This window comes from Arthrobacter sp. 131MFCol6.1 (assembly GCF_000374925.1).
Classification (GTDB): domain Bacteria; phylum Actinomycetota; class Actinomycetes; order Actinomycetales; family Micrococcaceae; genus Arthrobacter.
The window spans coordinates 461,479-487,031 of record NZ_KB895541.1 but is presented as its reverse complement, the minus strand read 5'-3'; the positions used below and the strand labels follow the sequence as shown (position 1 = coordinate 487,031).

Here is a 25,553-nt window from a genome sequence, read left to right as displayed (position 1 = left end):
CCCCGGGTCCTTACTGGTGGGAGGAGCGCGGGCCACCGCCCGCCAGGGCCGCCCACAGTGGAGGGCCGGTCCCCCGTTCAAGGGCCTGAGCGGCACGCGCTCCGGCTCTCTCGGATCCAGGAGGATGGAAATGTTCGCTCGCGTCAGCACCTACCAGCCCGGCCCGGACAGCTCGGGGGCACCATTAGAGGACACCGTCAACCGGGTGCTCCAGCTTCCGGGATGCCTGGGCATCTATTACCTGCTGGGGAAGGACAAGAAGTCACTGTCGATCACGCTGTGGGAGGATGAGCAGGCCCTCGTCGGCAGCCAGGAGGCCGCAGCCAAGATCCGCACCGAGACCAGCGCCGAGCAGCACATGCAAATCCTGGGCGTGGAGGAATTCGAAGTGCTGACCAGGCAGCTCAAGGACTGATCGTCAGGACGTGCCGAAGCCAGGGGCCAGGGAGGACCGGCGGAAGTCGGTCTGCCACACGTCCGTGTCCTGTCCCTCCGCGTCCGTGAGGACGTAGTCGGGCCAGCGGTCAAACGCGGAACAGGGATGGGATATCCCGAAGTCCACCGTGTCGGTGACATCCAAACCGGTCACCCCGGTGAGCACCGCGTGATGGTCGAAGAGATTGCGCACTGCTGCGGTTGCGCCGGGCTTGAGGGCTCCCTCCGCGGTCCGGACCGAGAGGACGTTGGGCAGTCCGGCGTCGTAGGGAAGGTCCCGTTTGCCGGCACCGACGACGGCCATCCCGTCTTCGGGGGTGGACAGGACCATCGCGCGAACGGACAGCGCAGGAATGAGTCCCGGAACGGGGCTGACGGCGGCATAGGTGCCGTGGTCGTGGGTGACGTAGCACCCTGAGCGGAGGAGCGTCCGCGTCCCGGGCACCTGGCCGCGGCCGGGAAGGAACTCCACCACGCGGTCCGGGAACGCAGACCCACCCATGGAGTAGATGGGAGTGGCGGTCTCAAAGAACTCCGCCGCTTCCAGATAGACGTCCCGCACCAGCCGGCAGTGCCGGTCAACCGCTGCGATTGTATCCTCAGAGCGGCTGTTCGGCGCGACACCTTCGTACCCGGCAACACCCACCAGCCTCAGTCCCGGCGTGGCACGGACCAGCCCGGCCAGGCGCAGCCCCTCGGGCAGGCTGCGGATGCCGGTGCGCCCGCCGGGGGTTCCGACGTCGATCAGCACCTCCAGGTCGGCCGCCGCGCCTTCGAAGGCCTCGGCCGCCACCTTCACGCCCGCTTCCGAATCGACGAAGCAGCGGATTTCCCGGGCAGGATCCTCTTGAAGCCAGGCACGGACACGAGTCAGTCCGAACCGGTCGACAATCTCGTTGGCGACGAGGACGTGCTGATGACCCCAGCGCAGTGCCGAGGCGACTTGATCCACGGTGGCGACGGTGACGCCGACCGCGCCGGCAGCCAGCTGCCGCTCGATGATCGGTGCCGACATCGTCGTCTTGACATGAGGAGCGAGCTCGACGCCCCGCTCCAGGCACCACGCCGCCATTATGCCGATGTTGTTCTCGAGCGCAGCGCTGTTGAGCCGCAGTTGCGGATACGCCGGCGCCGTGAGGGACGTTGCCGGCGTATCTGCAACGGTTCCGTCCGATCTTCCGCTCAGCCTGCTCACACGTATCCCCTGTTCTTCGGTCCAAATGCTGCCTCGACTCCGCCAAATCTACTGGAGTGACGTGCCTCTGGCGGAACTGGCCGGGGCCGCCTATACGTCCAGCGCCGGGTTCCGGTCGAAGAAGCCGGCCGGCTTGAGCCAGAACGCGACAGTGTCCACCGGCATGACCGGCCACTCCTCCGGCCGCGGGATGTGGTGAATGCCGAAGACGTACCAAAGGACGAGGTCGGTGTTTTCCACGGCCCGCCCCTGCCGCACCCACTCGGGCATGCCCAGCCCGCCGGCGCCCTGGTTCACGAACTCGCCCGCCGGCCAGCGTTCCTTGGCATCATTGGGTGTCACCCATACTGTGTGCCCAATGACCTCCGCGCGCTGGAAGACCGGGGATGCCGGGTCAAAGAATGGCGGGAAAGCTGCGCCGGGCACCAGCTTGTACGACACCGGGGTCCCGAGTCCGTTGACCGAGTTGTCGTTCGTCACCGTCCAGGCCCGCTGGGTCTCCCAGGAATAGTCGTCGTGCCCCTCGGTCGTGATGGGGGTCTTGTTTTGATGCAGGGCGAGCCCGTACGGATTGTCCGGACCCATCGGGACCATCGCGGTTTCCGAACGGTAAACCGTGTTTGCCGTGCCGTCGATGTCCAGGTCGAGCCGGGCCACGAGGAAGTGCTGGTGGAATGGTGCGTAGGTCCGGTTGTCCACCAGCGTTCCGCTCGGATGCTGCTGGCCCTCGCCGAAATGGCTAACCACCATGATTCCCGTGGCCCTTACCTCGCACTCAATGTTCCCGTCCTGGTAGAAGCGCCAGTAGACCAGGTATTCGTAGTTGGCCACGGTGACATGGAAGGAAATCACCAGTCGACGCATACGGCGTACTTCCATGCCGCCGTCGTGGTCGATGTGCTTCCACAACACCGCTGCGTCCTCCTCGTGGACGCAGATGGCGTTCCTGATGGTGTAGGGCTCCCCCGCAGAATTGTGCATGACGGCATCCAAATACCGGATTTCCCCGAGGCAGTCGCAGCCCAGTTCCAGCGACGTCGTCATGAATCCCAGACCCCATTCGCCGACGTCGAACGCGGTGCGCCTGTAGTGGTCATCACCGGGATCCCGGTAGGGAACGGCCATCTCGGCGAAGGACAGGCGGTTCGCGATTGGCCGTTCGCGGCCGCCGTCGCGATAGCTGACCCGGTGGATGGTCAGGCCTTCGCGGTAGTTGAACCCGATGCGCATGGACCAGTTCTGCCAGCTGATCCTGTTGCCGTCCATCTGAAAGGAAACGCCCTCGGACTGGACGATGTCCAGCGGCTTCAGCGGTTCACGGGTGCTTGCGCCGCGGAGCCGGTCCGGGATCAGCGCCGGGACGTATTCGCCCATGATTTCGGGACGGTCGACCGCAAAAGTGTCCTCGATGTCCAGCAGCTCCATAGAAGCCAGGTCAATGACACAGTGGAACCCGTTGACCGGCCCCGCATAGGGGTTGGCGCCCGCACGGGCACGGACCCACGTATCGGACCAGCCGATCCGGCGCCCCTGGTACCTCTCCGGGATCAGTGACAGGCCATAGGTCCACACGTCCATGAAGACCAGGGACAGATCAGTGATGCCGCGCTTGGCAAGCGCAGCGATCACCTGCGGGTGGCTGCGCAGCGCTGCGTCAGCTTCTTCCCACTCGTCGACGGTCATGTTCGCCTGAACGCCAGGGATATGGGTGAAAGAGACGACAACCCCGCGGGTCAGCGACAGCCGCGCCTGGTAGGTCTTGTTTGAGGACCGCTCGAAGCAGTTCACGCCGACGATCCGTTCCGGAGTCGGCGCGTCCGCATCGGCCTCGAAGGCGACGACGGCAGCCTTTTCCGGTTCGATCAGCTCGATGGCCGCAAGCCGCCACGCTGGAAACGCGACGCCCTGTGCGCTGGCGAGCAGGGCCGCAGCTGCACGGAACTCGTCCTCGCTCAGCGGATCCAGTGGATGAAACGGGGCGGACCTTCTCACGGCGCTCTCCTTCTCCGAGATCACGTTCACGGCCCGCTACGGCTTCTCTTCCTCGGCGGCCTCGGTGAAGAGGGCACCCTGCGCCGCTCCCGAGCCCGACCTCCCGCCGCCCGCTCCGCGCAGGATGAACGCGATACCGACGGCGGCCGCCGCGCCGACCAGCGGCCCGGCGACATACACCCAGTAGTCGCTGAAATTTCCGCCGGCGAGATCCGGCCCGAACGTTCGTGCCGGATTCATCGATGTGCCGGAGATGGGGCTGCCCCACAGGCCTGCCAGGGCAATGTACGCGCCGACCCCGAACGCCCCAAACAGCCCGACGTTCTGGGCCCCGGAGGCGGTTCCCAGGATGACGCTGACCAGCACCATCGTCAGCAGTGCCTCCATCAGGAACGCGGCGCCGGCCGTGTAACCCGCCGCCGGATAGTTTGAACCGTAGGTGGCGGAGACCCCGATCACGCCCTGCAGCAGCAGACAGGCGAGCGTCGCTCCGATGAGCTGAACAACGATGTAGCCCGGCACCCGGCGCCACGGGAAGTCACCGCGGAGCGCGAACGCAATGCTAACCGCAGGGTTCAGATGCGCGCCGGAGATCTTGCCCATGAACAAAATGATGCCCATCACCATCAGGCCCGGGGCCACCACGGCCGCCGTGCGGCTGATGACACCGGGGAACGCCTGGCCCATCATGCCGCCGCCGGCTGCGACGATCACGAGCAGGAACGTGCCGTACAACTCTGAGAACAGGCGTCGCCATTCCTGGCGCGGATCATTGAAGTCCTCAATCCGCTGCAGGACGCTTTGCTCCACTGTTCCGAGCACGTTGGGGATGGCGCGGTGATGCGCGTGGTCCTGGCCAGCGCCCTCTTTGTCTTGATTTGCCGCCATGGCTCTCCGCCTCCGCAGGTACTGGCCATGTGGTCTGCCGTACCCAGCCTCGGTCTGCCACCTCAGAAGGCCAATGTACCGCTACCGGCGACGGTTGTCAGCGCTGCGCGGGTGGCTCGCTGCCCATTGGTGGCTGGCTTAGGGACAGTATGGCAATTTCGTAAGGACATCCGCGGGTCAAAGTCCTAGCATTCAGCCATGAGGCAAGAAACCTGGCAGAAGTATTCCGAGTGGCCCCTCGTCGGTGCGGCTTTTATCTTTCTGGCGGCCTACTCCGTCCTGGTCATTGTCGAACCGCCGCAGCCCTACGCCGACCTCCTCGGAATCGTCGTGGGGTCAACGTGGGTCGCCTTCGGCGTCGACTATATTGTGAAGTTGCTCCTGGCGCCCCAACGGGGCCGGTGGTTCGTCCGCCATCCGTTGGACCTGCTGATGGTGGTGCTTCCGGTAGCGCGGCCATTGCGGCTCCTGCGTCCGTTCACCTTGCGCCGCGTCATGGAACGGGCCCCGGGCACCGCCATCAGGACCCGCGTCCTGGCCTACGTCATTGTCTCCGCGATCCTCCTGCTCTACACAGTCGCCTTGAGCGTCTTCAATTTCGAAAAGGGCGCGCCGAACGCGAACATCACCTCGATGGGTGACTCGTTGTGGTGGGCGATTGTCACCATCACAACGATTGGTTATGGCGATTATTACCCCGTCACCGTTCCTGGCCGGTGGGCTGCGGCCACCCTGATGGTCGGCGGGTTTGCAGTCCTGAGCATGGTCACCGCGGTGGTGTCCTCCTGGCTCGTTGAAAGTGTGAGCGCAGCAACCAGACTGCGTAAGAGAACGGGCGACGGCATTGGCAGCGAGGAACGCGCCCGCCTCGTGGCCCAGATCAACCGGCTCCATGACCAGCTGGCCCAGGGACCGGGCGAATCCGGCAGCGGCCCGGATGCTGGAGGGGCACCCAAGGAACCACGCCGGGGGCAATGACGCTGCTAACTCTCCGCTTGGACTTTCCTGACGCCATGGCCGCAACCGGCCGGAGCGGGTACAACTAGTTCATGACCACCTCTGCCTTGGTGCTCGGCCCCATGATGCGGTACGTGGATGAGACGTCGGCGAGTGTCTGGGTGGAGACCCAAGCCGCTGCCCGGGTTTCCATCCGCGCCGGAGGCCGGGACTGGGAGGCCCGCACGTTTGCAGTTCACGGCCACCACTACGCGCTGGTGGAATTGGACGGACTGGAGCCGGGCACGGTTACGCCGTACGCCCTCGATGTCAACGGAACGCAGGTCTGGCCCGACCCCTCGTCGGGGTTTCCGCCGTCCATGATCGCTACCCTGGCCACCGGCAAGCCGCTGCGGATGGCGTACGGCTCGTGCAGGACCAGCGTCCCGCACGATGCATCCGGCAACCGGACCCACGGCGTCGACTCACTGCGCGCCTACGCACTGAAGATGGCCTCCGGCACAGACCTGCCGTGGCCGGATCTGTTGGCCTTCCTTGGGGACCAGGTGTACGCCGACTTGACCAGCGAGCAGATGCAGGAGTTCATCCGCACCCGGCGCGACATCAAGGCACCCCCCGGCGAAGAGCTCAAGGACTACGAGGAGTACGCCCACCTGTACTTCCTGGCCTGGTCAGACCCCGCGAACCGGTGGTTGTTGTCCACCCTGCCCAGCGCCATGATCTTCGATGACCACGACATCCGCGACGACTGGAATACCTCGCTGAGCTGGAAGAAGAAGATGGAGGCGACCTCTTGGTGGCATGGGCGGATCGTCGCGGGGCTGGCCTCGTACTGGGTCTACCAGCATCTGGGGAACCAGTCACCGCAGGAACGGGCGGAGGATGCCGTTTGGCAGCGGATCACCGGGCACACAGGCGAGGATGAGGTCGATGTGGGCGCCGAGCTGGACAGTTTCGCGGAGCGGGCTGATCGGGACCCGAAATCCTATCGGTGGAGCTACTGCCGCGACTTCGGCGACTCCCGGCTGATCGTGGTTGACTCCCGCGCAGCCCGGGACCTGACGCCGGACGACCGGGCGCTGGTTGATGCGGCGGAAATGGCCTGGCTGGATGACCGGATGCAAGGCGGCTTCCGCCACCTGCTCGTGGCGACGTCCCTGCCCTTCCTGTTGCCGATGGGCTTGCACTACGTCGAGTCGTGGAATGAGGCGGTCTCTGAAGGTGCGTGGGGAAACCGTGCCGCCTGGGCCGGCGAGAAGCTGCGCCAGGCGCTGGACCTTGAACACTGGGGCGCGTTCCAAAACAGCTTCCGGGAACTGGCGGCCATGGCCATCGAGGTCGCCGACGGCAATCGCGGCCCGGCGCCGGAAACAATCACCTTCCTCTCCGGGGACGTCCACTACTCCTACGTTGCGGAGGTGGACCGTGCCTCGGGCAGCCGGATCCTGCAGGCCGTCTGCTCCCCCATCCGCAACCCGTTGCCCCGGCTGATGAGGTCCTTCGCGGCCATCATGTCCTACGGCCTGGCCACGCCGGTGGGCGCTTTGGTCGCGCGATCGGCCAAGGTGCCGGACCCGCCGTTCCACTGGTCCGGCATCCGGGGGCCCTGGTTCCAAAACAACGTGGCCTACCTGGAGGTGGTACCGGAAGGGCTGAAATTGTGGTGGCAGACCGGGGTGGTGGACGACGGCGACCACCTGCATCCGAGGCTGGAACGCGTCGCTACCCTCACGGTGTCTCCGCGGAGTGCGCAGGACCCCGTCCAGGGACAGCAGGGAAACGCAGGCTCCGGACGTTCTACCGAAGATCGCGCTCAGGGGCTGCCACGTTCTCGATGGCGACGGTTTCGATGATTCTGGTGGATGGCTCACCGACCAGCGCCGGCGCCGTCACACCCGTTTTCCACGTATCGTTCTGCAGCCGGCCCAGGAAGTCCACCGCCGCCGCCTGCGTATCGAAGTCCATCTCCAGCATCACGTAATCCTGCTGGTCAAGCGGGCGCGAGATCCGGAATGACCGCACGCCCGACGCGGCGCGGCCCAGCGGATCGCTGTCAAAAGCCCTCCGCCACATGTCAAAATCCCGGACCTGGTGTTCGATCTGCAGGGTAATCACTGAGGCGCTCCTGTCGACGGTTCTACACGCCCACTGTAGGCCCGGAAGGCCCCGCCAAGTAAGGAGCGAGGCCGAAGTGTTATTCCGGCTGGCGTCTTATGCCGGCTGGGTTCCGGTGTTGGTGCTGGTCGGGGCGTTGGACTGATCGGCCTGGTGGCGTTGCCGGCGGCTCGCCATCAGGAACGGCACCGCGATCAACTCGATCACGCCGCCTATCGCCAGCGACGCCCCGTAGCCGTACACATCTGCCGCCCGGCCGAGAAGCGGCTGGACCACCACGCCACCGCTTGAGCCCATGAGTGAATCGAAGCTGAGCACTGTGGCGCGCTGCTTCGAGGCGATCATGTCGTTCAGGTACGCCTGCCGCACCGGGATGCCCGCCGACGACACCACTGCCCAGAGTGCCAACAGCACCAGAGCCACCCAGAACACGTGGGTGAACCCGAGCACCACCAGGATCACCATGTCCACGACGCTGCTCAGGATCAACACGGTGGTGCGCCGGCGGACAAGGCGCCGGACGCGGGGAGCCATCCAGCCGCCGAGCACCTGCGCCGCGGCCACGATGGCCGCCGCCAGGCCCGCGACGGAATACGCGTGGGGGTCCCCATAGAGCTCAAGCAGGTACGGCTGCAGGGCGTAAAACACATAGATCCCGACGCCGAAGGTGAACGGCGCGGCCAGCATCACGTAACGTACGGGCGGATTCTTCAATCCATTCTCAATCGAGGCGGCAAGTACAGCCCGGGTCGCCTGGAGGGGATGGGTCGAACGTTCGGGGGTGAACCCGACGTCGCGCATGAGCCCAAAGGCCACCGCAAACATGGCCAGCAGCACGCCCACGCGCATCAGGAACGGCACGCCCAGATTGGTGGCCTGTGCGATCACGCCGCCGGCCACGGAGCCGGCGAGCATCGCGACCCCGGAGACCATCTGGCCGCGTCCAAGCACTGCTTCCATCCCGCCCTCAAACCCCGAGAAGCGCAGTGCATCGACGAGCCAGGCCTCCACCGCTCCGGAGAAAAAGGTGAAGCCGAGGCCGAGCAGGACCGACACTACCGCCCACCACCAGAACGGGGCGGAGAACTGCCAGAGCAGGTAGTAGAAGTAGGTCGAGACGGCGAGGGTCACGGTTCCGAGCAGGAACGAGACGCGCCGGCCCCAACCGTCGGCAACTACCCCGGTGGGCACCTCGAACAACACCATGCCGGCCGTGAAGAAGGCATTCGCGGCAAACGCCTCGAAGTTGCTGAGTCCGGCGTCGAGCAGGAAGAGGGTGTTGATCCCCCAGATGAACGAGGCCGCAAGGGTATTGCCCAGCGTCAACGTGAGATAGATGCGCTGAATCTTTCGGGCGGCGGCGTTCATCGTATCGCCGTCCCCGCCGGGGCGAGGAGGGAGCACGAGGCCATTCTCGTCTCCGCTGCCGCCGCGCGCCAGTGCACATCAGGCGCCGGGCATGACGCGAAACGATCGAGCCGAAGGTGCCCGGCCGGCTCAGGTGCCCTGGTTGGTGTAGAACGACCGCCGGCGGGCGTATTCATGGACCCGGTCCAGGGTGGCGATCTGCTCGCGTGCCGTGGTGGCCAGTCCGTCGAACCTGGCACCGTCCAGCCCCAGATCGCCAGAGAGGTCCTGCAGCGTCTGCCACAGCCCCAGTTTTCCCATCACCGCCGACCGCATGACCTCGGACTCCAGCACCAGCGTCATCGGTGAGCGGCTCACCACCCGCCCGTTGAGCTTGAGTCGGCCGGCACGCTCCGCGACCCACGCCGCCACCCGCCGCGGAGTTCGCCGTGGCAGGCCAAAATCGCCTACTAGTCCGCGCAGGTACTCCCGCTCCTCCCTGATCTGGGTGGCAAGCGCTGCAAGTTCGGCGTGGAAGGGAGTGTCCGTGAAGTCGCGCGCCATGCGCTCTATGCGGCCCTGCCCCGCTGTGGCTCCCGCGAGGTGGTCCGAGAGGTAGAGCCCGAACAATTTCTTATCGATTTTTCCGGAAATCTGCGGTGCCATGAATGCTCCACTCTGATCGAAGGGTTGCTTCGGGAAACATCACCCTACCGGAGGGCATGGCGGGCCCAGAAGTTCTATCGGGGCGCGGAATCGTCGTGCGCCGGCCGCACTGACCCGGCGTCGGGATCCATCGCCACGAGCCCGGCGTCGTCCGTCACCTCTGTTAGTTCCTGCGCCACGTCAGGCTTGAGCCAGGACGCCACCACGCTGACCCCGCCTCCGTCGTCGCGATCGATCACGATGTCGATCTCGGAGGCGGCCGCCCCCATGCGCGACAGCTGCTCGCGATATGACGCGACGAGCATCGCCAGGCTTTCCTCGGTCCACTCCCCCGGCCGCATCCTCGTTGAGATTTCGACCGGTTCAGGCTGATACAGCGTCATGAAAGTCCTTCCCGTGGGGTTCGATCAGGGTGAGCACGACCCCATTCTCGCCCCCTGCGCCCGTGTGCGCCAGAGCAGGAGTGGGGCGCGGATCCGGACCTCGGGCCCCATCTGGTGTCGCGTCTCTCGCAGTCCTATCGGGTAATCGCGGCCGACTACGCAATGGGAACGTCCACAACGCCGCGGGGCCGTCGCGGCGCTGGTGCCCTAGTTTCTGAGGCGGAAGACGTCCGCTTTGATCGCGTGGCGTCCGGTTTTGCGCTTGCCCGCCGGCGTCCCGTACAGCACCAAGGCCGACCTGTCGTCGTCGAGAACGGTGATCCCCTCGGCATGGTCCTCGTCCTCACCGAACGGCGCGTCGAATTCGCAATGCAGGTCGTCTTTCGCAAGGACGGCCTCGGCATGGGACGTGAGCGCGCCCCGCCAGCGAAACACGGCCGCGCGCCCGTCGAGTTCCATGGTGGGTCCGGCCAGGACGAGCAGGTCCTCGCCGTGACGGCACAGATCCCGCACGCCCAAACCGTGCAGGCGAAGGAAGTGCTTGCGGTAGCGACGGTTCCCGGGACCGATCGGCTGCGGTTCCAGGCCGGCCCCGTCACCAACCTGGAGCTCGATGATCATCGCCCACCCACGCAGCACCGGCCCGCGCAGACCGATGAAGACCCGGTCGCCCGCTACGGCGAGGCCCTCGCAGTCAATGCCGTTGTCCTTGCCCGGAATCGGGCGGCCGGTCTTCGAGGAGTGGATGAAGCCGCCAAGGTGTGGGTCATCGGCCAGGAGATCGACCAGGTCCGTGCCCCGGCCGAGGCCCAGCACGGCGGGGCGCTGCTGCTGACCCGTCGGGCTGGCGTCCGGATCGAGGAGGGTCTTAGTCGAAAGGCGCGCCAACACCCGGCGGCGCTGGCTGACCTCCACTGTCGCCAGGGATCTCTGCGCCTCTGCGGGCGTGGCGTTGTTCTTGACCTGTCTGCGGGCTGAGCTGTGCGATCCGACCAGCCACAGCGTGTCGTTCTGGACATCGAGGCCCTCGATGTCCATCTCACCGCTGTCCCCGGGCAGCTCAAGGATGTGGGTGAGATCGAAGCTGCGGTGGGTGCGGGCCTGGCCGCCGGCCTCCAGGGTGAGCCGCTCGAGGCTGGTCGTCTCGTCATTGGCGACCCACAGGTGGGAACCCTGCCGGGCGACCGCGGACAACCCGTCGCGGAGGTCATCCTTCGGATCCAGGGTGCTGCGCTGGTCGAGTACGAGGCTGATTTCGCCGGAGGGCTCGTCCGGCCGCGGCCATCCGCTCACCGCGGATCACCCATCCCCATCAGCGGTGATCGGCAGCTTTTCCCGCGCTTTCCGTTCCCGCAGCCAAGGGATGAGGCCACCCGCCAGGAGCATGTCCACCTGGCGGCTGGAGAGACTGTGCCGCACAGGGTAGACCTCGCCGCGGGTCTGGTTCTGCACGAGGATCTCCTTGCCTGTGACGAGGGCGTCGTGTATCCCTGTCAGCGCGAGCACATCGTCCTGTTCAATGCGGTCGTGATCGGCCGCATTTGTGAACTCGAGGGCGAGGACGCCGAAATTGGCCAGGTTCTGCCAGTGGATCCGCGCGAACGAGACGGCCACCACCGCGCGCAGCCCGAGGAAGCGCGGGGTGATAGCTGCGTGTTCGCGGGAGGATCCCTGGCCGTAGTTCGTGCCGCCGACCAGGATGTGCCCTGTCGAGTCGCGGGTTCGTGCGGCGCGGGCGGCGTAGGTGGGGTCGAGCTGGTCGAAGGTGAATTCGGCGAGTTTGGGGATGTTGCTGCGGTAGGGCAGGACGCGGGCACCGGCGGGCAGAATCTCGTCCGTCGACACGTCATTGCCCACCACCAGGGCCACTGGTGCCTCGATGCGGTCGGCGAGGGGACCAAAGACCGGAAGCGAGGAGATGTTTTCGCCCTTGACCAGCGCCACGTTGGCGGCTTCCTCCGGCGCCAACGGTTCCTCCAACATGGCCACGTTCACGCTCGACACCTCGGGAAGTTTGATCTCGGGGTACTCAAGGTCGAAGAGCTCCGTTAGGTCCCGAGGGTCGGTGATAGTCCCGGTGAGTGCGGCAGCCGCGGCCGTTTCCGGTGAGCACAGGTAGACCGAGTCCTCCTTCGTGCCCGAACGGCCGGGAAAGTTGCGGGGCATGGTGCGCAGGCTGTTGCTTCCGTTCGCCGGGGCCTGTCCCATCCCGATGCAGCCCATGCATCCGGTCTGATGCAGCCGGGCTCCGGCGCTGATCAGATCAAACGTGGCCCCCATCTTGGTGAGGTCCTGCAGGATTTGCCGGGAACTCGGGTTGACGTCGAAGGAGAGTCCGGGGTGGCACTGCCGCCCCTTCGTGATGGCGGCGACGATGGCGAAATCGCGCAGGCCCGGGTTCGCTGAGGACCCAATCACGACCTGCGCCACCGGCCTGCCTGCGGCTTCCCGCACCGGAACGACGTTGCCGGGCGAGCTGGGCAGGGCGATGAGCGGCTCGATCGTGGCCAGGTCGATCTCTTCGGTCACGTCGTAGGTGGCATCGGAATCGGCGAGGAGTTCGGTGAAGTCGCCCTCGCGCTGTTCGGAGCGCAGGAAGGCCCGGACCTGGTCGTCGGCCGGGAAGACCGTGCTCGTCGCACCGAGTTCGGCGCCCATATTGGCAATCACGTGCCGGTCCATCGCGCTCAGCGTGGCGAGGCCGGGACCGTAGTACTCGATGATCCGGTCCTTGCCGCCTTTCACGCCGTGCCGGCGAAGCATTTCGAGAATGACGTCCTTGGCGCTGGTCCACGGTGGCAGTTTGCCGGTTAGCCGCACGCCCCAGATCTCCGGCATCTTCAGGTAGAGCGGCTCGCCTGCGATTGCCAGGGCTACCTCGGTGCCGCCGACCCCGATTGCCAGCATCCCCAGTGACCCTGCGGCCGGGGTATGGCTGTCGGAGCCGACCATGGTTTTGCCCGGCCGACCAAACCGCTGCATGTGCGTCGGATGGGAGACCCCGTTTCCGGCCTTCGAGAACCACAGGCCAAACCGGCGGCAGGCCGAGCGGAGAAAATCATGGTCCTCCGCGTTCCTGCTGTCAGCCTGCAACAGGTTGTGGTCCACGTACTGCACGGAGACTTCAGTTTGTGCCCGGTCGAGCCCAATGGCCTCCAGTTCAAGCATGACCATTGTCCCGGTCGCGTCCTGGGTGAGGGTCTGATCGATATGCAGGCCGATCTCACGGCCGGGAATCATCTCCCCGGCCACCAGATGGGATGCGATGAGCTTTTGGGCCACGTTGTAGGCCACGGTGGGCTTCCTTACTCGATGGCGAGGCCGGACGCCTCCGTCGGCAACGAACCGGCCGCCGGGCACTCCCCTTTATCCCCAAATTAGCCCACTCCGGGCGCCGCGAACAGTGGGGATTCAACGCTCATCGCAGCGCTGCCGGCCCCGGGACGCTCCTGGTGTTCCACGAGCTGAGGAAGGCCAGTGCCGCAGCCAATCCCGCACTCAGCACAACGGCTCCCAGCCACATCGACACGGGCCATTGAATCGATGACGCCAGGGCGATGCCAGCCAGTTGGCCCGTCCAGATGAGTGCCGCGAGCACCGCGGTGACCGCCGGCAACCTGCGCCTCAGCCCCGGCCCCGGCCGGCGGGCGAGCAGCGCATCCGCCACTGCCGCGATTATCGTGGCACCGGCCGCACCGGCGACCGCTGGCGGCCGCAGCCCCGACATGGCCAGCGGCAGCCACGCCACCACGGCGACCAGGATGGTGGCGATACCGAAAGGCGGCCTTCGGGCTCCGGAAAAGGTGTAGAGGAAGGGGGCGATAATCAGCGCTGTGGTCACCAAATAGCTGGCCAGTCCGAGGGCCGGGGGCAACTCCGCCTGGGTGTGCCCGGGGCTGCCGATTGGCGTCTGCAGATATGGGACGGCCGGCGGGGTCCGGACGAACGCCGAGCAGTAGATGAGGAAGAAGGCTCCCAAGCCGGTCATCAGGGCAAGAGACAACAGTGCAGGCGGCGTCCATTTGAAGGCCTCTGAGCCGCTGGCGGCCCGTGCACTACGGATAGCGGTGCCGAGGATAAGGAAAAGACTGAACCCCAGCAGCAAGTGTGTGGGGCTCACCAGCGCATCGAGGGAGACTTCGATGCCCAGGATCTCGTGCCAGGCCAGGTCCAGAACGCCTGCGACGGCGAACAGGACCAATCCGACGACTGTGCCCTGGTAGCCGGCCGGTACCGACCGGGTCAATGGCCGTCCGGGCTCACGGTTCCTCCAGATCAGGCTTGCCGTCCACGCGGCAGTGGCCACGAGGCCCGAATAAAGTGCCGCGTGCCAGGGGGTGAAGAAGGTTTCCAACCCGGGAACGTGCAGGTGGGCCCAGCCGTCAAGGAAGACGGCCAGGAGGAGCCAGATGCCCAGCAGTTCCGTCACAAGATCGTTCCGCGCCCCTGCCCGAAGAGTCTGTGCTGCCGTGTCAACCATCGCCACTCTCCTCGCACTCGCCGTGCCATCCCCTTGGCCACGCTGTCCCGGGAGGCCGGGACGCCCACCGCATCCGGCCCCGCGTCGAATGGTTAAAGCTTGGACCTGCCGGTCTCCGCCCGCCAGTGCTGGATTCCCTCAGCCTTCTTTGGTTTTGCCGGCGGTTTTTGCCGACGGGTTATGCCGCATCGCGGGAGGTGACGTTTTCGCGCGGCCCAGCCCACGGGCCAACGCCTTAGAAGGCTGACGGGCGCGGGGCCCGTGCCGACGTCGATCCCCGGAGGATCATTCGACGACGGCGGTTAGCTTCCTTTACATGGGCGCGGGCATGTAAAGCCCGGGCAGCAGCTCCGGGTGAGCCGGGACGAAGAGCGCGAAAACGATAAGTGAGACTCCAGTGATCCGGCTGAAGGCGGGCCCGTATTTCCACGTCTTCTCCAGGAAGATCACCACCGTGAGCACCGCCATCCACGCCAGGTTCATCACGCCGACGGCAATCAGCACCACCATGAGCCCCCAGCAGCAGCCGACACAGTACACGCCGTGGTACATGCCGACGCGGATATCCCGCAGGCGGCCCTTGTATCCGGAGACGTGCAACAGAAAGGCTATGGGCGACCGGCAGTGCCTGAGGCAGAAATCCTTCAGCGGGGTCAACTGGTAGGCTCCGGCCGCCACAAGGACCCCGGCCCCGACCCAAGGTGCGATATCCGCCGCGTTCTCAGCCAGCAGCGCAGACAGCGCCGCGGCCGCGTAGGCAAGGACGCCGAATCCGATCCATGTCAGAAGGTAGCCGCCTACCAGGGCCGTTGTCCGGATGGCCCTGACCCGGCTGCTGCGTACGGCACGGATGGACCTGAGGTACGTCGAAGTCAGGGGCGCCAGCGCCGGCAGCATCATGGCTGCCATCATCAGCGTCCACACCGCCAGGAAACCCCAGAGCCGCAGTCCCATCGTTCCCGGGCCTGTGGACATGTCGGAAAGGCCTAAGTAGGTCAGATACCAGGCCAGCGCCGCGCATCCGATCAACGCCAACTCGCCGGCATGGTGGCCGGCTGTCAGGCGGCTCCTGCCCGGCACCTAGGCGGACCAGGCGAAGGGGGCTGAGAATGAGTTCTTCCCGGTGTTATCCCAGGTCATCCCGAACACGTCGACGCGGGCGGTGGTGGACGTGCCGGCTGCCAGGGTGTCGGCCGGGAATCCGACCCCGCTGATTTTCACTCCTCGCCCTGTGGAATCAAATGGATTCATGAAGTCCTCGACCACCATGTCGACGGCACTGCCTATACGCACCTGGTGGACACGCCCGTCGTCGGCGTAGGCCATGTCCAGGGACTCCATGCCCGCCATTTCACCGATCAAGGGAGCGAGGCCCTCCATCGGTCCGCCGAGCTGGCCACCGAAGACTGCACCGAGCGCTTCGGCTTGCTCAGCTGAGGCGGCGGCGTCCATCAGAACACCGACTTTCCAGCCCCCGTCACTCATCAGGGCCGGGGTATCGGCCACGACGCAGACTGTCAGACCGCCGACGTCGACACCGTTCACTTCGCCGGTTTCCACGTGGAAGGCCAGGGCCACGTTGCAGCGGTCATTGTCCGCCGGTGCGGTCTGCCCTGATGCCGTACACGGGCAGATCATGTCGCAGTTGCAGTTCTCAAAATAGGTACCTTCGAGATGCCACGGCATTTAGGGCTCCTTTCGAAGAGGCCCCCCAAAAATAAAGTCTCCTCGCGGCCCTGAACAGTGTCAACGCCATGCGGACACCCATGCCCGGGGCGACTTTTACGTCTGCCCGGCGGTGTAAAGCCGCCGCTAACTGGCCGGCGTCACGACGTCCTCCAGCATTGACCTGTCGAAGAATCTGACCTCACCCGTCGCCTGGAAAAACACTGGAACGACTGAGGTGCTCGGGTCCTTCGAGGTTTCGTAGATCTCAGGCGCGCCCCCGTGTTTGCGCGCGATGGTTCCAACCAGGTCAGTGCCGCGAACCCGGACGGTTCGATATTTGTAGCTCATTTGGACCCTTTCGTCTGCCGACCCCTTCGTCTGCCAAGGCAAACCCTACTCCTGGGAGGCGCTCCGGGAACGGATCCGGGAGTCGCTGACCACAATGCACCGAATGCTTGCCGGTTGGGGGACGACGGCGCCCCGCACCTGTGGTGCGGGGCGCCGTCGTAGGTTCCCGACTGCTGCCGGGCGTTACTGCCTAGATGATCGCTGCCCGCAACTCCTTGGCGGCAAGCGCGGGATCGTCAGCGCTGTAGATGGACCCGCCGACGACGGCGACGTCCGCTCCGGCGCGCTGCACGGCGTTGATGGTGGAGATGTTCACTCCGCCGGCCACGGAGAACGGAACGCGGGCCTTCTCCCCTGCGCTGAGCAGGACTTCCAGGTTGTAGCCCGGTTTCGCTTGTTCATCAAGGCCGGCGTGGAACTCGACGAACTTGGCCCCCAAGGCACGGGCTTCCTTGGCGCGGGTCACTTTGTCCGCAACGCCGATCAGGTCAACAACCACACCCTTGTTGTGGGCCTTCGCCGCCTTGACCGCCCCGGCGATCGTGGAATCGTCGGCGCTGCCGAGGACGGAGACCAGGTCCGCGCCGGCGCGGAAGGCGATCCCGGCTTCCAGCTCGCCCGCGTCCATGGTCTTCATGTCCGCGAACACGATTTTGTCCGGGTGGGCGGTCTTGACGGCGGTCACGGCTGACAGGCCAGCGTTCTTCACCAGGGGCGTGCCGAGTTCGATGATGTCCACGTATTCGGCAACCTTGCCGGCCAGCTCGAGGGCGGCGTCGACGGTCAGGACATCCATGGCGACTTGCAGTTTCATGCGGGGTCTCTTTTCGGGTTGGGTAAGGGATGGGGAACGGTTTGGTCGGTGCGGCTGCTCTATTCGAGGTTCGCGTGGCGCTGCCAGAGGTCCTCAGCCGCCGCCGCGTCCTCGTCCCAGAGGCTTTGGAACACCGCTTCGGTGGTGGCGAACAGCACTTGTTCGAAGAGACTGCCCGAATACTGCCGGGACACGGCCGAGCCGTGGTCCGCCTTTTGGGCAGCCGGGATGAGGACGACGGCGGCAGCAACAGCCGCGAGCGGGGAGCCGGAGTTGGTGGTGTAGGCAGCGACCCGCGCATCCAGGCCGGCCGCGGTTTCCGCCGCCTTGACGACGCCGGCGGTGGTCCCGGAACCGGAGGCTGCGAGCAACAGGTCGCCGGCGCTGATGGCCGGCGCCGTCGTCTCCCCGACGACGTGCACGGTCAGCCCCAGGTGCATGAGCCGCATGGCCGCCATTTTCAGGACAAGGCCGCTGCGTCCGGCGCCGGTCACGAAGATCCTGTCGGCCAGCCTGAGCTCGGTCACCAGGGCCGCAACCTGCGCCGGGTCAACGCGTTGGAACACATCGGTGATTTCGTCCTGGACAAGGACGCGGTTGCGCCTGAAAGAGCTGGACGTATCGGCCAGGGCGGCCGGGCCGGTCTCTGCGATGACGCTCATTGTGGGGTTCCTCCTTCACGAAAGTCATTACACATTCATCCTCGCCCACCCGTTGAGTGGGCCCAACGCCATGATCGAATGGTCTTTACTACCCAATGGGATAGTAGGATTCCCGAAACGTCGTAAACTGGGCAGGTGGCAGTACTCACCGATGCATCCAACACCGACTCTCTTCCGCGGCCCGACCTACCTCGGCTTGTCGACGAGGCGCAGCCCCTGCTCGAAGCCGTCGCCGCCGTGTCGACCGCGCCGCTGGCCACCATTGCCCGGCGGCTGTGGGAAGCCACACTCCCCTATCTGGGCAGTACCGCGCTGGTCATCTTCACTGAGGACTGCACGGGACGGCCGCAGAAGAAGGCCGGCGACGAGTCGATCATCAGCCGCGTATCCATCGCCGAACTCGACCACATCCGGGCGTCACTTTCCAACGGCGGACGCTCCGGCGGCGAGGATGCCGGCCCTGAATCCTGGCAGGGCGAAGCGGTGCTTGGCGGCGAGCCGCATTCGGTCCTGGCCCTGTCTTCACCGAGCAATGCCCTGCTGGTGGTCGCCGATCCGCAGCCTCTGCAGGACCCCACCCAGCACGCGGCGGCAGGGCGGTTGCTCCGCTACCTCTGGATGCTGGCAGCCGAGCGGATCCGGGAGAAGGTGGCCGACGCACCGCCGTCGTACCTCATTGAATCCCGCGCGGCCTCGGCCGAGCGGGTCAGGGTGACCGCCGAACTGGTGGACCGCCATTCCACCACCCTCGAAACCCTGCTCGCCGCATTGCGGTCCCCCGCGCTGGGCGACGACGCGGCACGGAAGTCCGCCACCGAGGTCGCCGCCAAGGCCCTGGTCAGTCTCCGCACTCTCAACGACCGCATCACGGAACTGGTCGAGGAACCCGTCGCCACCGCCTTCCAACGCCTCCGCGAGGACCTGAAACCGCTCATGACCTTCAGCGGCATCGACGTACAGTTCATCGAACCTCCCGTCACCGGCCGGGCATTGCCCGGCGAAGTGGCCCACGCGGCCCGGGCAATTGTCCGCGGGCTGGTGCTTGCCATGGTGGACCAGTCCGGCGTCCGCCGGATCCGTACGCAGTGGGACTGCGACGGAGAGAACCTCCTGGTCAACGTCCGCGACGACGGTCCCGGCGAACTGTCCGCCGCGGCACCGACCATGGCCCGCCTCGCCCAACGTGTCGAAGCACTTGACGGAAGAATGTCGGTGGATGTGATGCCCGGCTGGGGAGCCGACGTCGCCGTCTCACTCCCCCTCGATCCGCCGGCCCGCCACCTGGCGGACGTCTCCGGTTGGAAGCTTGGCGAGCGTGAACTCCAGGTGCTGCAGCTGCTGGCCGCAGGACAGCGGAACCGGGCCATCGCGGCGGAACTGCACATCAGCGAGAACACCGTGAAGTTCCATCTCCGGAACATCTACCGGAAAGTTGGCGCCACCTCACGCACCGAAGCCATCGCGATGGCCCACAGCAACGGACTGCGATAGACCCGGACCGGGGAACTGGAGGACTCCACGAAATGGACCTACGTCAATCCACTTAACCCAATGTCGGCCCCATCACACCTCACGGCATAGGATCGAAACTGTGGAACTAACCGAGAGGACGCTACAGGCGGCCTTGTGGCGGGCAAGCAGGCCGCAGAAACTACTTGAGAGTATGGATCATGGCTTCCAAAAATGACCCCGAGTCCGACGTCGATGCGGAGTCGGGCCAGCACGGGGGTGTCCAGTCAGTGGACCGGGCGCTCATGGTCCTGGAAATCCTGGCGCGGGACGGCCACGCGGGCGTGAGCGAAATCGCCGACGAGATGGGCATCCACAAGTCAACAGTCTCCCGGCTGCTGGGTTCGCTGGTGAGCCGGGAAATGGTCCACCAGAACAGTGAGCGCGGAAAGTACCAGCTGGGCTTCGGCATCCTGAGGCTGGCAAGCTCCATCCCCGGGCGGCTCAGCCTGGTCCGCGAGGCCCGGCCCGTACTCGAAAGCCTGGCAGAGGAGTTCAAGGAGACGGTGAACCTGGCCGTCCTGCGCTCCAACTACGCCGTCAACGTGGACCAGGCCATGGGCCCGTCAACGCTGGCCACCTACGACTGGGTGGGCAGCCTGACGCCGCTCCACGCGACCTCCAGCGGAAAAGTGCTGCTGGCTGCACTGTCCGCGGACGAGCGGGACCGCGTCCTGAAGGAGACCGGGCTTCCGGCCCGGACGCCGCGGACCATCACCAACAGGAACAAGCTCGAAAGCCAGCTGATCGACGTCGCCCGTGACGGCTACGGAGTGGTCCGGGAGGAGTTCGAAATCGGGCTCAACTCGATGTCCGTGCCGGTGTACAACCATGTGGGAGCCGTGATCGGCGCGGTCAGCATTTCCGGACCGGCCTTCCGTTTTGATCCGGAGACGGCGCCGGGACTCCTCGATGCGCTGAAACAGGCGGGGCTGCAGATCAGCACGAAGATGGGCTACACCGGGCGTTAACAGCGGAGGACCCGCCGAAACCAACGGTTCCAGCGGGTCCTCCATTGGTAGCATGCCTCAATGGCCGGGGGTAACGTCCCCGACCTTCTGCTGGACCCAGTCATGGAAGGCGCCGATGTGGTGCTCGCTCGGCACCAGCACGCCGCCCTTGGCATAGACCTTCGAGCCCATGGCCGGCTGGCACCGTTCGCAGGCGTCGAAGTCCTGCTGGTTGACGCGGTGGAACAGCTCCACGGACGCGCTGACGTCCTTGCCGCTCTCCACGACGCTGGGCACGTAGAGCCAGTCGCACTCCACGATCGTGTGGTCCGCGGCCATGGGGAACATACGGTGGATGATCACGTGGTCCGGGACCAGGTTCACGAACACTGTGGGCTTGATGGTGATGGCGTAGTACCTGCGGTCCTGGTCCTCCCCCACCCCCGGAATCAGGTCCAGCCCTTCCGAGCCGTCGATGGTGAAGCCCTTGACGTCCTCGCCGAACTCGGCGCCGTGGCCCACGAAGTACTGCGCAGCCAGGCCGTCGGCGAATTCCGGCAGGACCTCGGTCAGTTCCGGGTGGATGGTGGCGCAGTGGTAGCACTCCATGAAGTTCTCGATGATCAGCTTCCAGTTCGCCTTTACGTCATAGCGGATCCGGCGGCCGAGGCTGAGGTTGGCCACGTCGTAGCCTTCGATCGCCTTGAGGTCGCCGAGCCGTTCCTCGATGGCACCCATTACTTCTTCTTCGAACGACGGCGGCTCGTCAGCCAGGCACACCCAGACGTAGCCCAGGTATTCGCGGATATGGACCTTCACCAGGCCGTACTCGTCCCGGTCGATGTCCGGCATTTTGGTCAGGTTGGGCGCCGCGATGAGTTTTCCCTCGAAGTCATAGGTCCAGGCGTGGTACGGGCACTGGAACGAGCGTGCGGCTTCGCCCTGCTCTTCCATGCACAGCTTGACGCCCCGGTGCCGGCAGATGTTGTAGAAGGCACGGATTCCGCCCTTGCGGGTGCGGCTGATCAGCACGCTCTCCCGCCCGACCTGGACTGTCCGCCATGCGCCGGCCTTGTCCAAGTCGGCGGAGCGGACGGCGCAGAACCACATCTGCTCAAAGATCCGCTCCTGCTCGGCCCGGAACACGGCCTCATCCACGTAGGTGTAACCGGGCAGGGTGGGGATCAGGCTCGGGGCGCTTACCTCAAGAGACAATTTGTCCTCCTAACGAACAAAGATCAACGAAGCTGGAACTTGAAGGGACGGGATATTTGGGAACAGGTTTCAGGCACGGTTGTCAGGACACGGCGGCTGCGCCCACCAGCGCGGAGGCGTCCGCACAGGCAGCCTGCCCGCTGGGTGAGCCCAGTGGCCGGGCGGGTGCAGCGAGCAGGCGCCGCCACTTGGTGAACAGCCGCGGCTGGTTCATCCCGAGGACCGCCACCGGGACGTCCTCGCGGTAGTACACGGCAAGACAGCTGTGCGTCAGGGCGTCGCCGACTTCGATCTCCAGCCGGTCGTAGCCGGCGCAGTGGCCTGCGAACTGCAGCTTGACGCCGTGCTGGTCGGACCAGAAATAGTGCGGTTTGGCCGGCCTCGGCGCGGCATCAGAGTCCAGCAGCGCCTCAACGGCCAGTGCGGCACGCTCCACGGCGCCGGTCCAGTGCTCCACCCGGCGGTGCGTGCCCGCCGCATGGTCGAACCAGGCGGCGCAGTCCCCCACGGCGGCGATGCCAGGGACACCGGTGCGGCCCATGGCGTCGCACAGGACTCCACCGCGAAGCTCCAGACCGGAACCCTCCAGCCACTCCGTGTTTGGCTCGGCTCCAATGCCGACCACCACGACGTCGGCGCCCACGTAGCGTCCGCCGGCCAGCCGGAGTCCGGTGACGTTGCCTTCGCCGCTGTAGAAGTCCTCGATTACGGCGGAGGAAATGAGTTCCACGCCGTTGGCGGCGTGAAGCCCCGCCACCACGCCGCCCATCTCCGCACCGAGCTGGGCGGCGAACGGGACCGGCTTGGTGTCGATCATGGTGACTTCCATGCCTCGCGATGCGGCAGCCGAGGCAACCTCCGCGCCGATGAAACCGGCACCTATCACGGCCATCCTGCTCCCGGGCACTAGCTCGGGCGCAAGGCTCTGTGCGTCCGCGAGGGTGCGCAGGGTGAAAACGTTGCTTAGACCGGCCAGGGTGGGCAGCTGCCTGGCCCTCGCGCCGGTGGCAATGACAATGCCGTCCGCCTGCACGGTGCGGCCGTCATTAAGAACGATGGTCCGCGAGGAAGCATCCAGGGACACGGCCTCGGCGCCCAGCACCCATTCAGCCTGGAGCTCGTCGGCGTCGGCCTCCAGGAACAAGTCCTCCGCCGTGACGCTGCCCAGCAGGAAGTCCTTGGACAGCGGCGGCCGGTCATACGGACGGTGCGGCTCATCGCCAATGATGACCAACCGTCCGCTGAAGCCTTGGGCGCGGGCTGCCCGGGCGGCCGAAAGACCTGCCAGGGAAGCTCCCACAATCGCAAGTGTCTGCACTTCGGCGCCTCCTTTCAATTGCTTGTGACGCAACAACAATCGCTATATGCAACAGAGTGAGGTATGTCACGGGCACTGTCAAGGGTCTTCCTGCTGAGAAGACGCGGGTCCGCAATAGAGAGGAAAAGTCTTGACAAGCATTGTGAGCTATCGCACTCTGTTGCTTATTGCGATTGCTGTTGTTCACTACGGAACTCCACCAGTAGCAGTTGCACAGCCAAGGATCCCGACCGAAGAAGAGGTCCCTCCATGCACAAGGCATGCCCGCTCAGCGAACTGGCACCCGGGGAAGCGCTCCGCCTGAACACGTCGCCGCCCATCGCGGTGTTCCACACGGAAGACGGCGAGCTTTTTGCCCTCGACGACACGTGCACGCACCAGGACGCCTCCCTGGCCGACGGCTGGGTGGAGGACTGCTGGGTTGAATGCCCGCTGCACGCCTCCAGGTTCAATTTGCGCACGGGCGGCGTGGACGCCCCGCCGGCCAAGCTGCCCGTCCGCCGACACGAGGTCAGCGTGATTGACGGCGACATCATGATCACCGAATCCGACGAGGTTCCCAACCTCCCTCCAGGCCTGACAGTGGATGGCCACATCTAGCACCAGCCCATGAATCCGAACAAAGGACTTCCTCATGGCATTGAACAGTGATATCGGCACAGACAGTAACATCGGCATAGACAGTGACATCGACGCGGACACCGGCACCAATGCTCCGGACCGTCCCCCAACCGCCCCCCGCCCTTCCGCATCCGTCCCGGACGCGGAAAACTATGACGAGCTCCTGCAGGAACTGCGTCAGAGCAAGACCGAGCGGGCCGTGACGGAACGCCGGAACCGCAAGCTCACCCTCGACAAGGTCACCTTCGGGATCACGGGAGCCTGCGCCATCGCCTTCGTGATGTGGGGCTTCCTCGGAAGGGACAGCCTCTCTGCCACGTCACAGGGCGTTCTTGACTGGGTCATGGAATACACCGGCTGGCTCTTCATGGTGTTGGCTTCTCTCTTCGTGGTCTTCGTCCTGTGGCTGGCGCTCGGCAAGTTCGGCAACATCCCGCTGGGCAAGGACGGCGAAAAACCCGAATTCCGCACCATCTCCTGGGTGGCCATGATGTTTGCCGCCGGCATGGGCATCGGGCTCATGTTCTATGGCGTGGCTGAGCCGCTCTACCACTACATTTCGCCGCCACCCGGAACCGTGGACGGACGGACCCCCGCAGCCATCCAGACCGCCATGGCCACCTCCATCTTCCACTGGACCCTGCACCCGTGGGCCATGTACGCAGTGGTGGGCATCGCCATGGCCTACGGCACCTACCGCCTGGGCCGCAGGCAACTCATTTCCGCGGCCTTCACCTCACTCTTTGGCATCAGGATGGTTGAAGGGCCCGTCGGCAAGTTCATCAACATCCTGGCCATCTTCGCCACGCTGTTCGGTACCGCTGCCTCGTTGGGCCTCGGCGCCCTCCAGATCGGCAGCGGACTGACGTCCAACGGCTGGGTCGGGGAAATCGGCACCCCCGTGCTCGTGGTGATCGTCGCCATCCTGACTTCCTGCTTCGTGGCCTCCGCGGTATCCGGCATCAGCCGCGGCATCCAGTGGCTTTCCAACATCAACATGGTCCTGGCCGTCGTCCTGGCTCTCATCGTCTTTGTTGCTGGCCCCACCCTCTTCATCCTCAACCTGATCCCCGCCGCGGTGGGAGACTACGCCAGGGACCTGGCGGAAATGTCCTCCCGGACCGAAGCCGTGGGAGACGAGGCACTGCGGAGCTGGATGTCCAGCTGGACCATCTTCTACTGGGCCTGGTGGCTGTCCTGGACGCCGTTCGTGGGCATGTTCATCGCCCGCATCAGCCGGGGCCGCACCATCCGGCAGTTTGTCACCGGGGTACTGCTGGTACCGAGCATTGTCAGCGTGATCTGGTTCGGCATCTTCGGCGGCACTGCCTTTGGCATCCAGCAGCAGGCCGACAAGACGCAGGACCCCACCGACGGCCTCGTCAAAATGGTCGACGGCGCACCCTCCATATCCTTCGACGGCGCCCTGTTCGACTTGATCAAGAACCTGAACATGCCCGCCTGGGCCACCACTGCAGTCATCGTCCTGGCCATGGTCCTGGTGGCAATCTTCTTCATCACCGGAGCAGACTCAGCCTCCATAATCATGGCCTCCCTGAGTTCCAACGGATCCAGCGAACCGCGCCGCGGGCTCGTGATCTTTTGGGGTTTGCTGACCGGCGGAGTGGCCGCCGTGATGCTCCTTGCCGGCGGAGACGAACCGTCCGAGGCGTTGTCCGGCCTGCAACGCATCACGATCGTAGCCGCCCTGCCCTTCGTAGTGGTCATGTTGCTGCTATGCGTCGCGCTGGCACGTGACCTGCGCCGCGATCCGCTGGCCTTGCGGCAGCGGCTCGCCACAACCGTCGTCGAACGCGCCATCCGTACCGGCGTGGAACAGCACGGGGGCGTGCAGTTCGAGCTGGTGACCAAACATGAATGCGACGGACGCTGTGCCGAGGGCACGCGCTGCCCGGGCGACGCCAAAGACAACGAGGCCAAGAGCAGCAACCCCACCGGCGCCACCAACTAGTCGACACCAACCAGGAGT

At 65.5% G+C, this 25,553-nt stretch carries 24 protein-coding genes; 7 read left to right on the top strand and 17 right to left on the bottom strand.

The features are described 5' to 3' along the window. Positions 1 to 130 precede the first annotated feature (130 nt). Positions 131 to 415 (top strand): hypothetical protein, encoded by a 285-nt coding sequence (locus C566_RS0102335; RefSeq protein ID WP_043465938.1) that lies wholly within the window; start codon positions 131 to 133, stop codon positions 413 to 415. Between the two features lie 3 nt (positions 416 to 418). On the opposite strand, the gene C566_RS0102330 is transcribed toward C566_RS0102335, so the two are convergent. The 3 genes from C566_RS0102330 to C566_RS0102320 all read right to left on the bottom strand — a co-directional run bounded on the left by C566_RS0102330 (position 419) and on the right by C566_RS0102320 (position 4,510). Continuing rightward, positions 419 to 1,630 (bottom strand): alanine racemase, encoded by a 1,212-nt coding sequence (locus C566_RS0102330; RefSeq protein WP_018772717.1) that lies wholly within the window; start codon positions 1,628 to 1,630, stop codon positions 419 to 421. A gap of 90 nt (positions 1,631 to 1,720) precedes the next feature. Beyond that, positions 1,721 to 3,622 carry a primary-amine oxidase gene (locus tag C566_RS0102325; RefSeq protein ID WP_026266296.1) on the bottom strand — a complete coding sequence of 634 codons (1,902 nt, stop codon included), beginning with the start codon at positions 3,620 to 3,622 and terminating at the stop codon, positions 1,721 to 1,723. Between the two features lie 36 nt (positions 3,623 to 3,658). After that, positions 3,659 to 4,510, bottom strand: a complete 852-nt coding sequence (locus C566_RS0102320; RefSeq protein WP_018772715.1) for an MIP/aquaporin family protein — start codon at positions 4,508 to 4,510, stop codon at positions 3,659 to 3,661. A 198-nt stretch (positions 4,511 to 4,708) separates the two neighbouring features. Between C566_RS0102320 and C566_RS20565 the strand changes: the two genes are divergently transcribed. Together C566_RS20565 and C566_RS0102310 are read left to right on the top strand one after the other, a co-directional pair. Beyond that, entirely contained in the window at positions 4,709 to 5,488 is a 780-nt protein-coding gene (locus C566_RS20565; RefSeq protein ID WP_018772714.1) for a potassium channel family protein, read from the top strand. 71 nt (positions 5,489 to 5,559) lie between these two features. Further along, positions 5,560 to 7,320, top strand: coding sequence for an alkaline phosphatase D family protein (locus C566_RS0102310; RefSeq protein ID WP_018772713.1), 1,761 nt, complete (start codon positions 5,560 to 5,562; stop codon positions 7,318 to 7,320). On the opposite strand, the gene C566_RS0102305 is transcribed toward C566_RS0102310, so the two are convergent. From C566_RS0102305 to hxlB, 12 genes are all read right to left on the bottom strand, one after another. Beyond that, a complete protein-coding gene (locus C566_RS0102305) occupies positions 7,265 to 7,582 on the bottom strand; it encodes a hypothetical protein (protein ID WP_018772712.1) in 318 nt (105 codons plus the stop codon). The genes C566_RS0102310 and C566_RS0102305 overlap by 56 nt on opposite strands. Before the next feature lie 96 nt (positions 7,583 to 7,678). Beyond that, positions 7,679 to 8,950, bottom strand: a complete 1,272-nt coding sequence (locus tag C566_RS0102300; RefSeq protein WP_018772711.1) for an MFS transporter — start codon at positions 8,948 to 8,950, stop codon at positions 7,679 to 7,681. A 129-nt stretch (positions 8,951 to 9,079) separates the two neighbouring features. Next, a complete protein-coding gene (locus C566_RS0102295; RefSeq protein ID WP_018772710.1) occupies positions 9,080 to 9,595 on the bottom strand; it encodes a hypothetical protein in 516 nt (171 codons plus the stop codon). 74 nt (positions 9,596 to 9,669) lie between these two features. After that, positions 9,670 to 9,978 (bottom strand): hypothetical protein, encoded by a 309-nt coding sequence (locus tag C566_RS20560; protein ID WP_018772709.1) that lies wholly within the window; start codon positions 9,976 to 9,978, stop codon positions 9,670 to 9,672. A gap of 207 nt (positions 9,979 to 10,185) precedes the next feature. Continuing rightward, positions 10,186 to 11,271 carry a DUF3616 domain-containing protein gene (locus tag C566_RS0102285; protein WP_018772708.1) on the bottom strand — a complete coding sequence of 362 codons (1,086 nt, stop codon included), beginning with the start codon at positions 11,269 to 11,271 and terminating at the stop codon, positions 10,186 to 10,188. Between the two features lie 6 nt (positions 11,272 to 11,277). Continuing rightward, positions 11,278 to 13,272, bottom strand: coding sequence for an aconitate hydratase (locus C566_RS0102280; RefSeq protein WP_018772707.1), 1,995 nt, complete (start codon positions 13,270 to 13,272; stop codon positions 11,278 to 11,280). A gap of 124 nt (positions 13,273 to 13,396) precedes the next feature. Continuing rightward, positions 13,397 to 14,458, bottom strand: coding sequence for a hypothetical protein (locus tag C566_RS0102275; RefSeq protein ID WP_026266293.1), 1,062 nt, complete (start codon positions 14,456 to 14,458; stop codon positions 13,397 to 13,399). A 312-nt stretch (positions 14,459 to 14,770) separates the two neighbouring features. Then, on the bottom strand, positions 14,771 to 15,433 hold the full coding sequence (locus C566_RS0102270) for a DUF2182 domain-containing protein (RefSeq protein WP_155846712.1): 663 nt from the start codon (positions 15,431 to 15,433) through the stop codon (positions 14,771 to 14,773). 105 nt (positions 15,434 to 15,538) lie between these two features. Beyond that, positions 15,539 to 16,144, bottom strand: a complete 606-nt coding sequence (locus C566_RS0102265) for a DUF1326 domain-containing protein (RefSeq protein WP_018772704.1) — start codon at positions 16,142 to 16,144, stop codon at positions 15,539 to 15,541. A gap of 126 nt (positions 16,145 to 16,270) precedes the next feature. Beyond that, positions 16,271 to 16,474 (bottom strand): hypothetical protein, encoded by a 204-nt coding sequence (locus C566_RS0102260; RefSeq protein WP_043435465.1) that lies wholly within the window; start codon positions 16,472 to 16,474, stop codon positions 16,271 to 16,273. 190 nt (positions 16,475 to 16,664) lie between these two features. Further along, a complete protein-coding gene (hxlA, locus tag C566_RS0102255) occupies positions 16,665 to 17,288 on the bottom strand; it encodes a 3-hexulose-6-phosphate synthase (protein WP_018772702.1) in 624 nt (207 codons plus the stop codon). 59 nt (positions 17,289 to 17,347) lie between these two features. Continuing rightward, positions 17,348 to 17,950, bottom strand: a complete 603-nt coding sequence (hxlB, locus tag C566_RS0102250) for a 6-phospho-3-hexuloisomerase (RefSeq protein ID WP_018772701.1) — start codon at positions 17,948 to 17,950, stop codon at positions 17,348 to 17,350. A 135-nt stretch (positions 17,951 to 18,085) separates the two neighbouring features. On the opposite strand from hxlB, the gene C566_RS0102245 reads away from it, so the two are divergent. Next, the gene (locus tag C566_RS0102245; RefSeq protein ID WP_018772700.1) at positions 18,086 to 19,441 is read left to right on the top strand and encodes a LuxR C-terminal-related transcriptional regulator; all 1,356 of its coding nucleotides are present in this window, start codon (positions 18,086 to 18,088) and stop codon (positions 19,439 to 19,441) included. Positions 19,442 to 19,620: 179 nt separating this feature from the next. Further along, positions 19,621 to 20,430, top strand: coding sequence for an IclR family transcriptional regulator (locus C566_RS0102240; RefSeq protein WP_018772699.1), 810 nt, complete (start codon positions 19,621 to 19,623; stop codon positions 20,428 to 20,430). Between the two features lie 57 nt (positions 20,431 to 20,487). Here the strand turns inward: C566_RS0102240 and C566_RS0102235 are convergent, their stop codons facing one another. Together C566_RS0102235 and C566_RS0102230 are read right to left on the bottom strand one after the other, a co-directional pair. Then, complete coding sequence (locus C566_RS0102235) at positions 20,488 to 21,624, bottom strand: aromatic ring-hydroxylating oxygenase subunit alpha (protein WP_018772698.1); 1,137 nt, start codon at positions 21,622 to 21,624, stop codon at positions 20,488 to 20,490. Positions 21,625 to 21,706: 82 nt separating this feature from the next. Then, positions 21,707 to 22,942: an NAD(P)/FAD-dependent oxidoreductase gene (locus C566_RS0102230; protein ID WP_018772697.1), complete on the bottom strand. Its 1,236-nt coding sequence runs from the start codon at positions 22,940 to 22,942 to the stop codon at positions 21,707 to 21,709. A gap of 249 nt (positions 22,943 to 23,191) precedes the next feature. On the opposite strand from C566_RS0102230, the gene C566_RS0102225 reads away from it, so the two are divergent. Together C566_RS0102225 and C566_RS0102220 are read left to right on the top strand one after the other, a co-directional pair. Further along, a complete protein-coding gene (locus C566_RS0102225) occupies positions 23,192 to 23,542 on the top strand; it encodes a bifunctional 3-phenylpropionate/cinnamic acid dioxygenase ferredoxin subunit (protein WP_018772696.1) in 351 nt (116 codons plus the stop codon). A 34-nt stretch (positions 23,543 to 23,576) separates the two neighbouring features. After that, positions 23,577 to 25,535 (top strand): BCCT family transporter, encoded by a 1,959-nt coding sequence (locus C566_RS0102220; protein ID WP_018772695.1) that lies wholly within the window; start codon positions 23,577 to 23,579, stop codon positions 25,533 to 25,535. Positions 25,536 to 25,553: the final 18 nt, after the last annotated feature.

What these genes read in the sequence shown, in the direction of transcription:
- C566_RS0102335 (WP_043465938.1), top strand. Translation starts at nt 131, where the DNA reads ATGTTCGCTCGCGTCAGCACCTACCAGCCCGGCCCGGACAGCTCGGGG.
- C566_RS0102320 (WP_018772715.1), bottom strand. Translation starts at nt 4,510, where the DNA reads ATGGCGGCAAATCAAGACAAAGAGGGCGCTGGCCAGGACCACGCGCAT.
- C566_RS20565 (WP_018772714.1), top strand. Translation starts at nt 4,709, where the DNA reads ATGAGGCAAGAAACCTGGCAGAAGTATTCCGAGTGGCCCCTCGTCGGT.
- C566_RS0102310 (WP_018772713.1), top strand. Translation starts at nt 5,560, where the DNA reads ATGACCACCTCTGCCTTGGTGCTCGGCCCCATGATGCGGTACGTGGAT.
- C566_RS0102300 (WP_018772711.1), bottom strand. Translation starts at nt 8,950, where the DNA reads ATGAACGCCGCCGCCCGAAAGATTCAGCGCATCTATCTCACGTTGACG.
- C566_RS0102295 (WP_018772710.1), bottom strand. Translation starts at nt 9,595, where the DNA reads ATGGCACCGCAGATTTCCGGAAAAATCGATAAGAAATTGTTCGGGCTC.
- C566_RS20560 (WP_018772709.1), bottom strand. Translation starts at nt 9,978, where the DNA reads ATGACGCTGTATCAGCCTGAACCGGTCGAAATCTCAACGAGGATGCGG.
- C566_RS0102275 (WP_026266293.1), bottom strand. Translation starts at nt 14,458, where the DNA reads ATGGTTGACACGGCAGCACAGACTCTTCGGGCAGGGGCGCGGAACGAT.
- C566_RS0102270 (WP_155846712.1), bottom strand. Translation starts at nt 15,433, where the DNA reads ATGTCCACAGGCCCGGGAACGATGGGACTGCGGCTCTGGGGTTTCCTG.
- C566_RS0102265 (WP_018772704.1), bottom strand. Translation starts at nt 16,144, where the DNA reads ATGCCGTGGCATCTCGAAGGTACCTATTTTGAGAACTGCAACTGCGAC.
- C566_RS0102260 (WP_043435465.1), bottom strand. Translation starts at nt 16,474, where the DNA reads ATGAGCTACAAATATCGAACCGTCCGGGTTCGCGGCACTGACCTGGTT.
- hxlA (WP_018772702.1), bottom strand. Translation starts at nt 17,288, where the DNA reads ATGAAACTGCAAGTCGCCATGGATGTCCTGACCGTCGACGCCGCCCTC.
- hxlB (WP_018772701.1), bottom strand. Translation starts at nt 17,950, where the DNA reads ATGAGCGTCATCGCAGAGACCGGCCCGGCCGCCCTGGCCGATACGTCC.
- C566_RS0102240 (WP_018772699.1), top strand. Translation starts at nt 19,621, where the DNA reads ATGGCTTCCAAAAATGACCCCGAGTCCGACGTCGATGCGGAGTCGGGC.
- C566_RS0102225 (WP_018772696.1), top strand. Translation starts at nt 23,192, where the DNA reads ATGCACAAGGCATGCCCGCTCAGCGAACTGGCACCCGGGGAAGCGCTC.
- C566_RS0102220 (WP_018772695.1), top strand. Translation starts at nt 23,577, where the DNA reads ATGGCATTGAACAGTGATATCGGCACAGACAGTAACATCGGCATAGAC.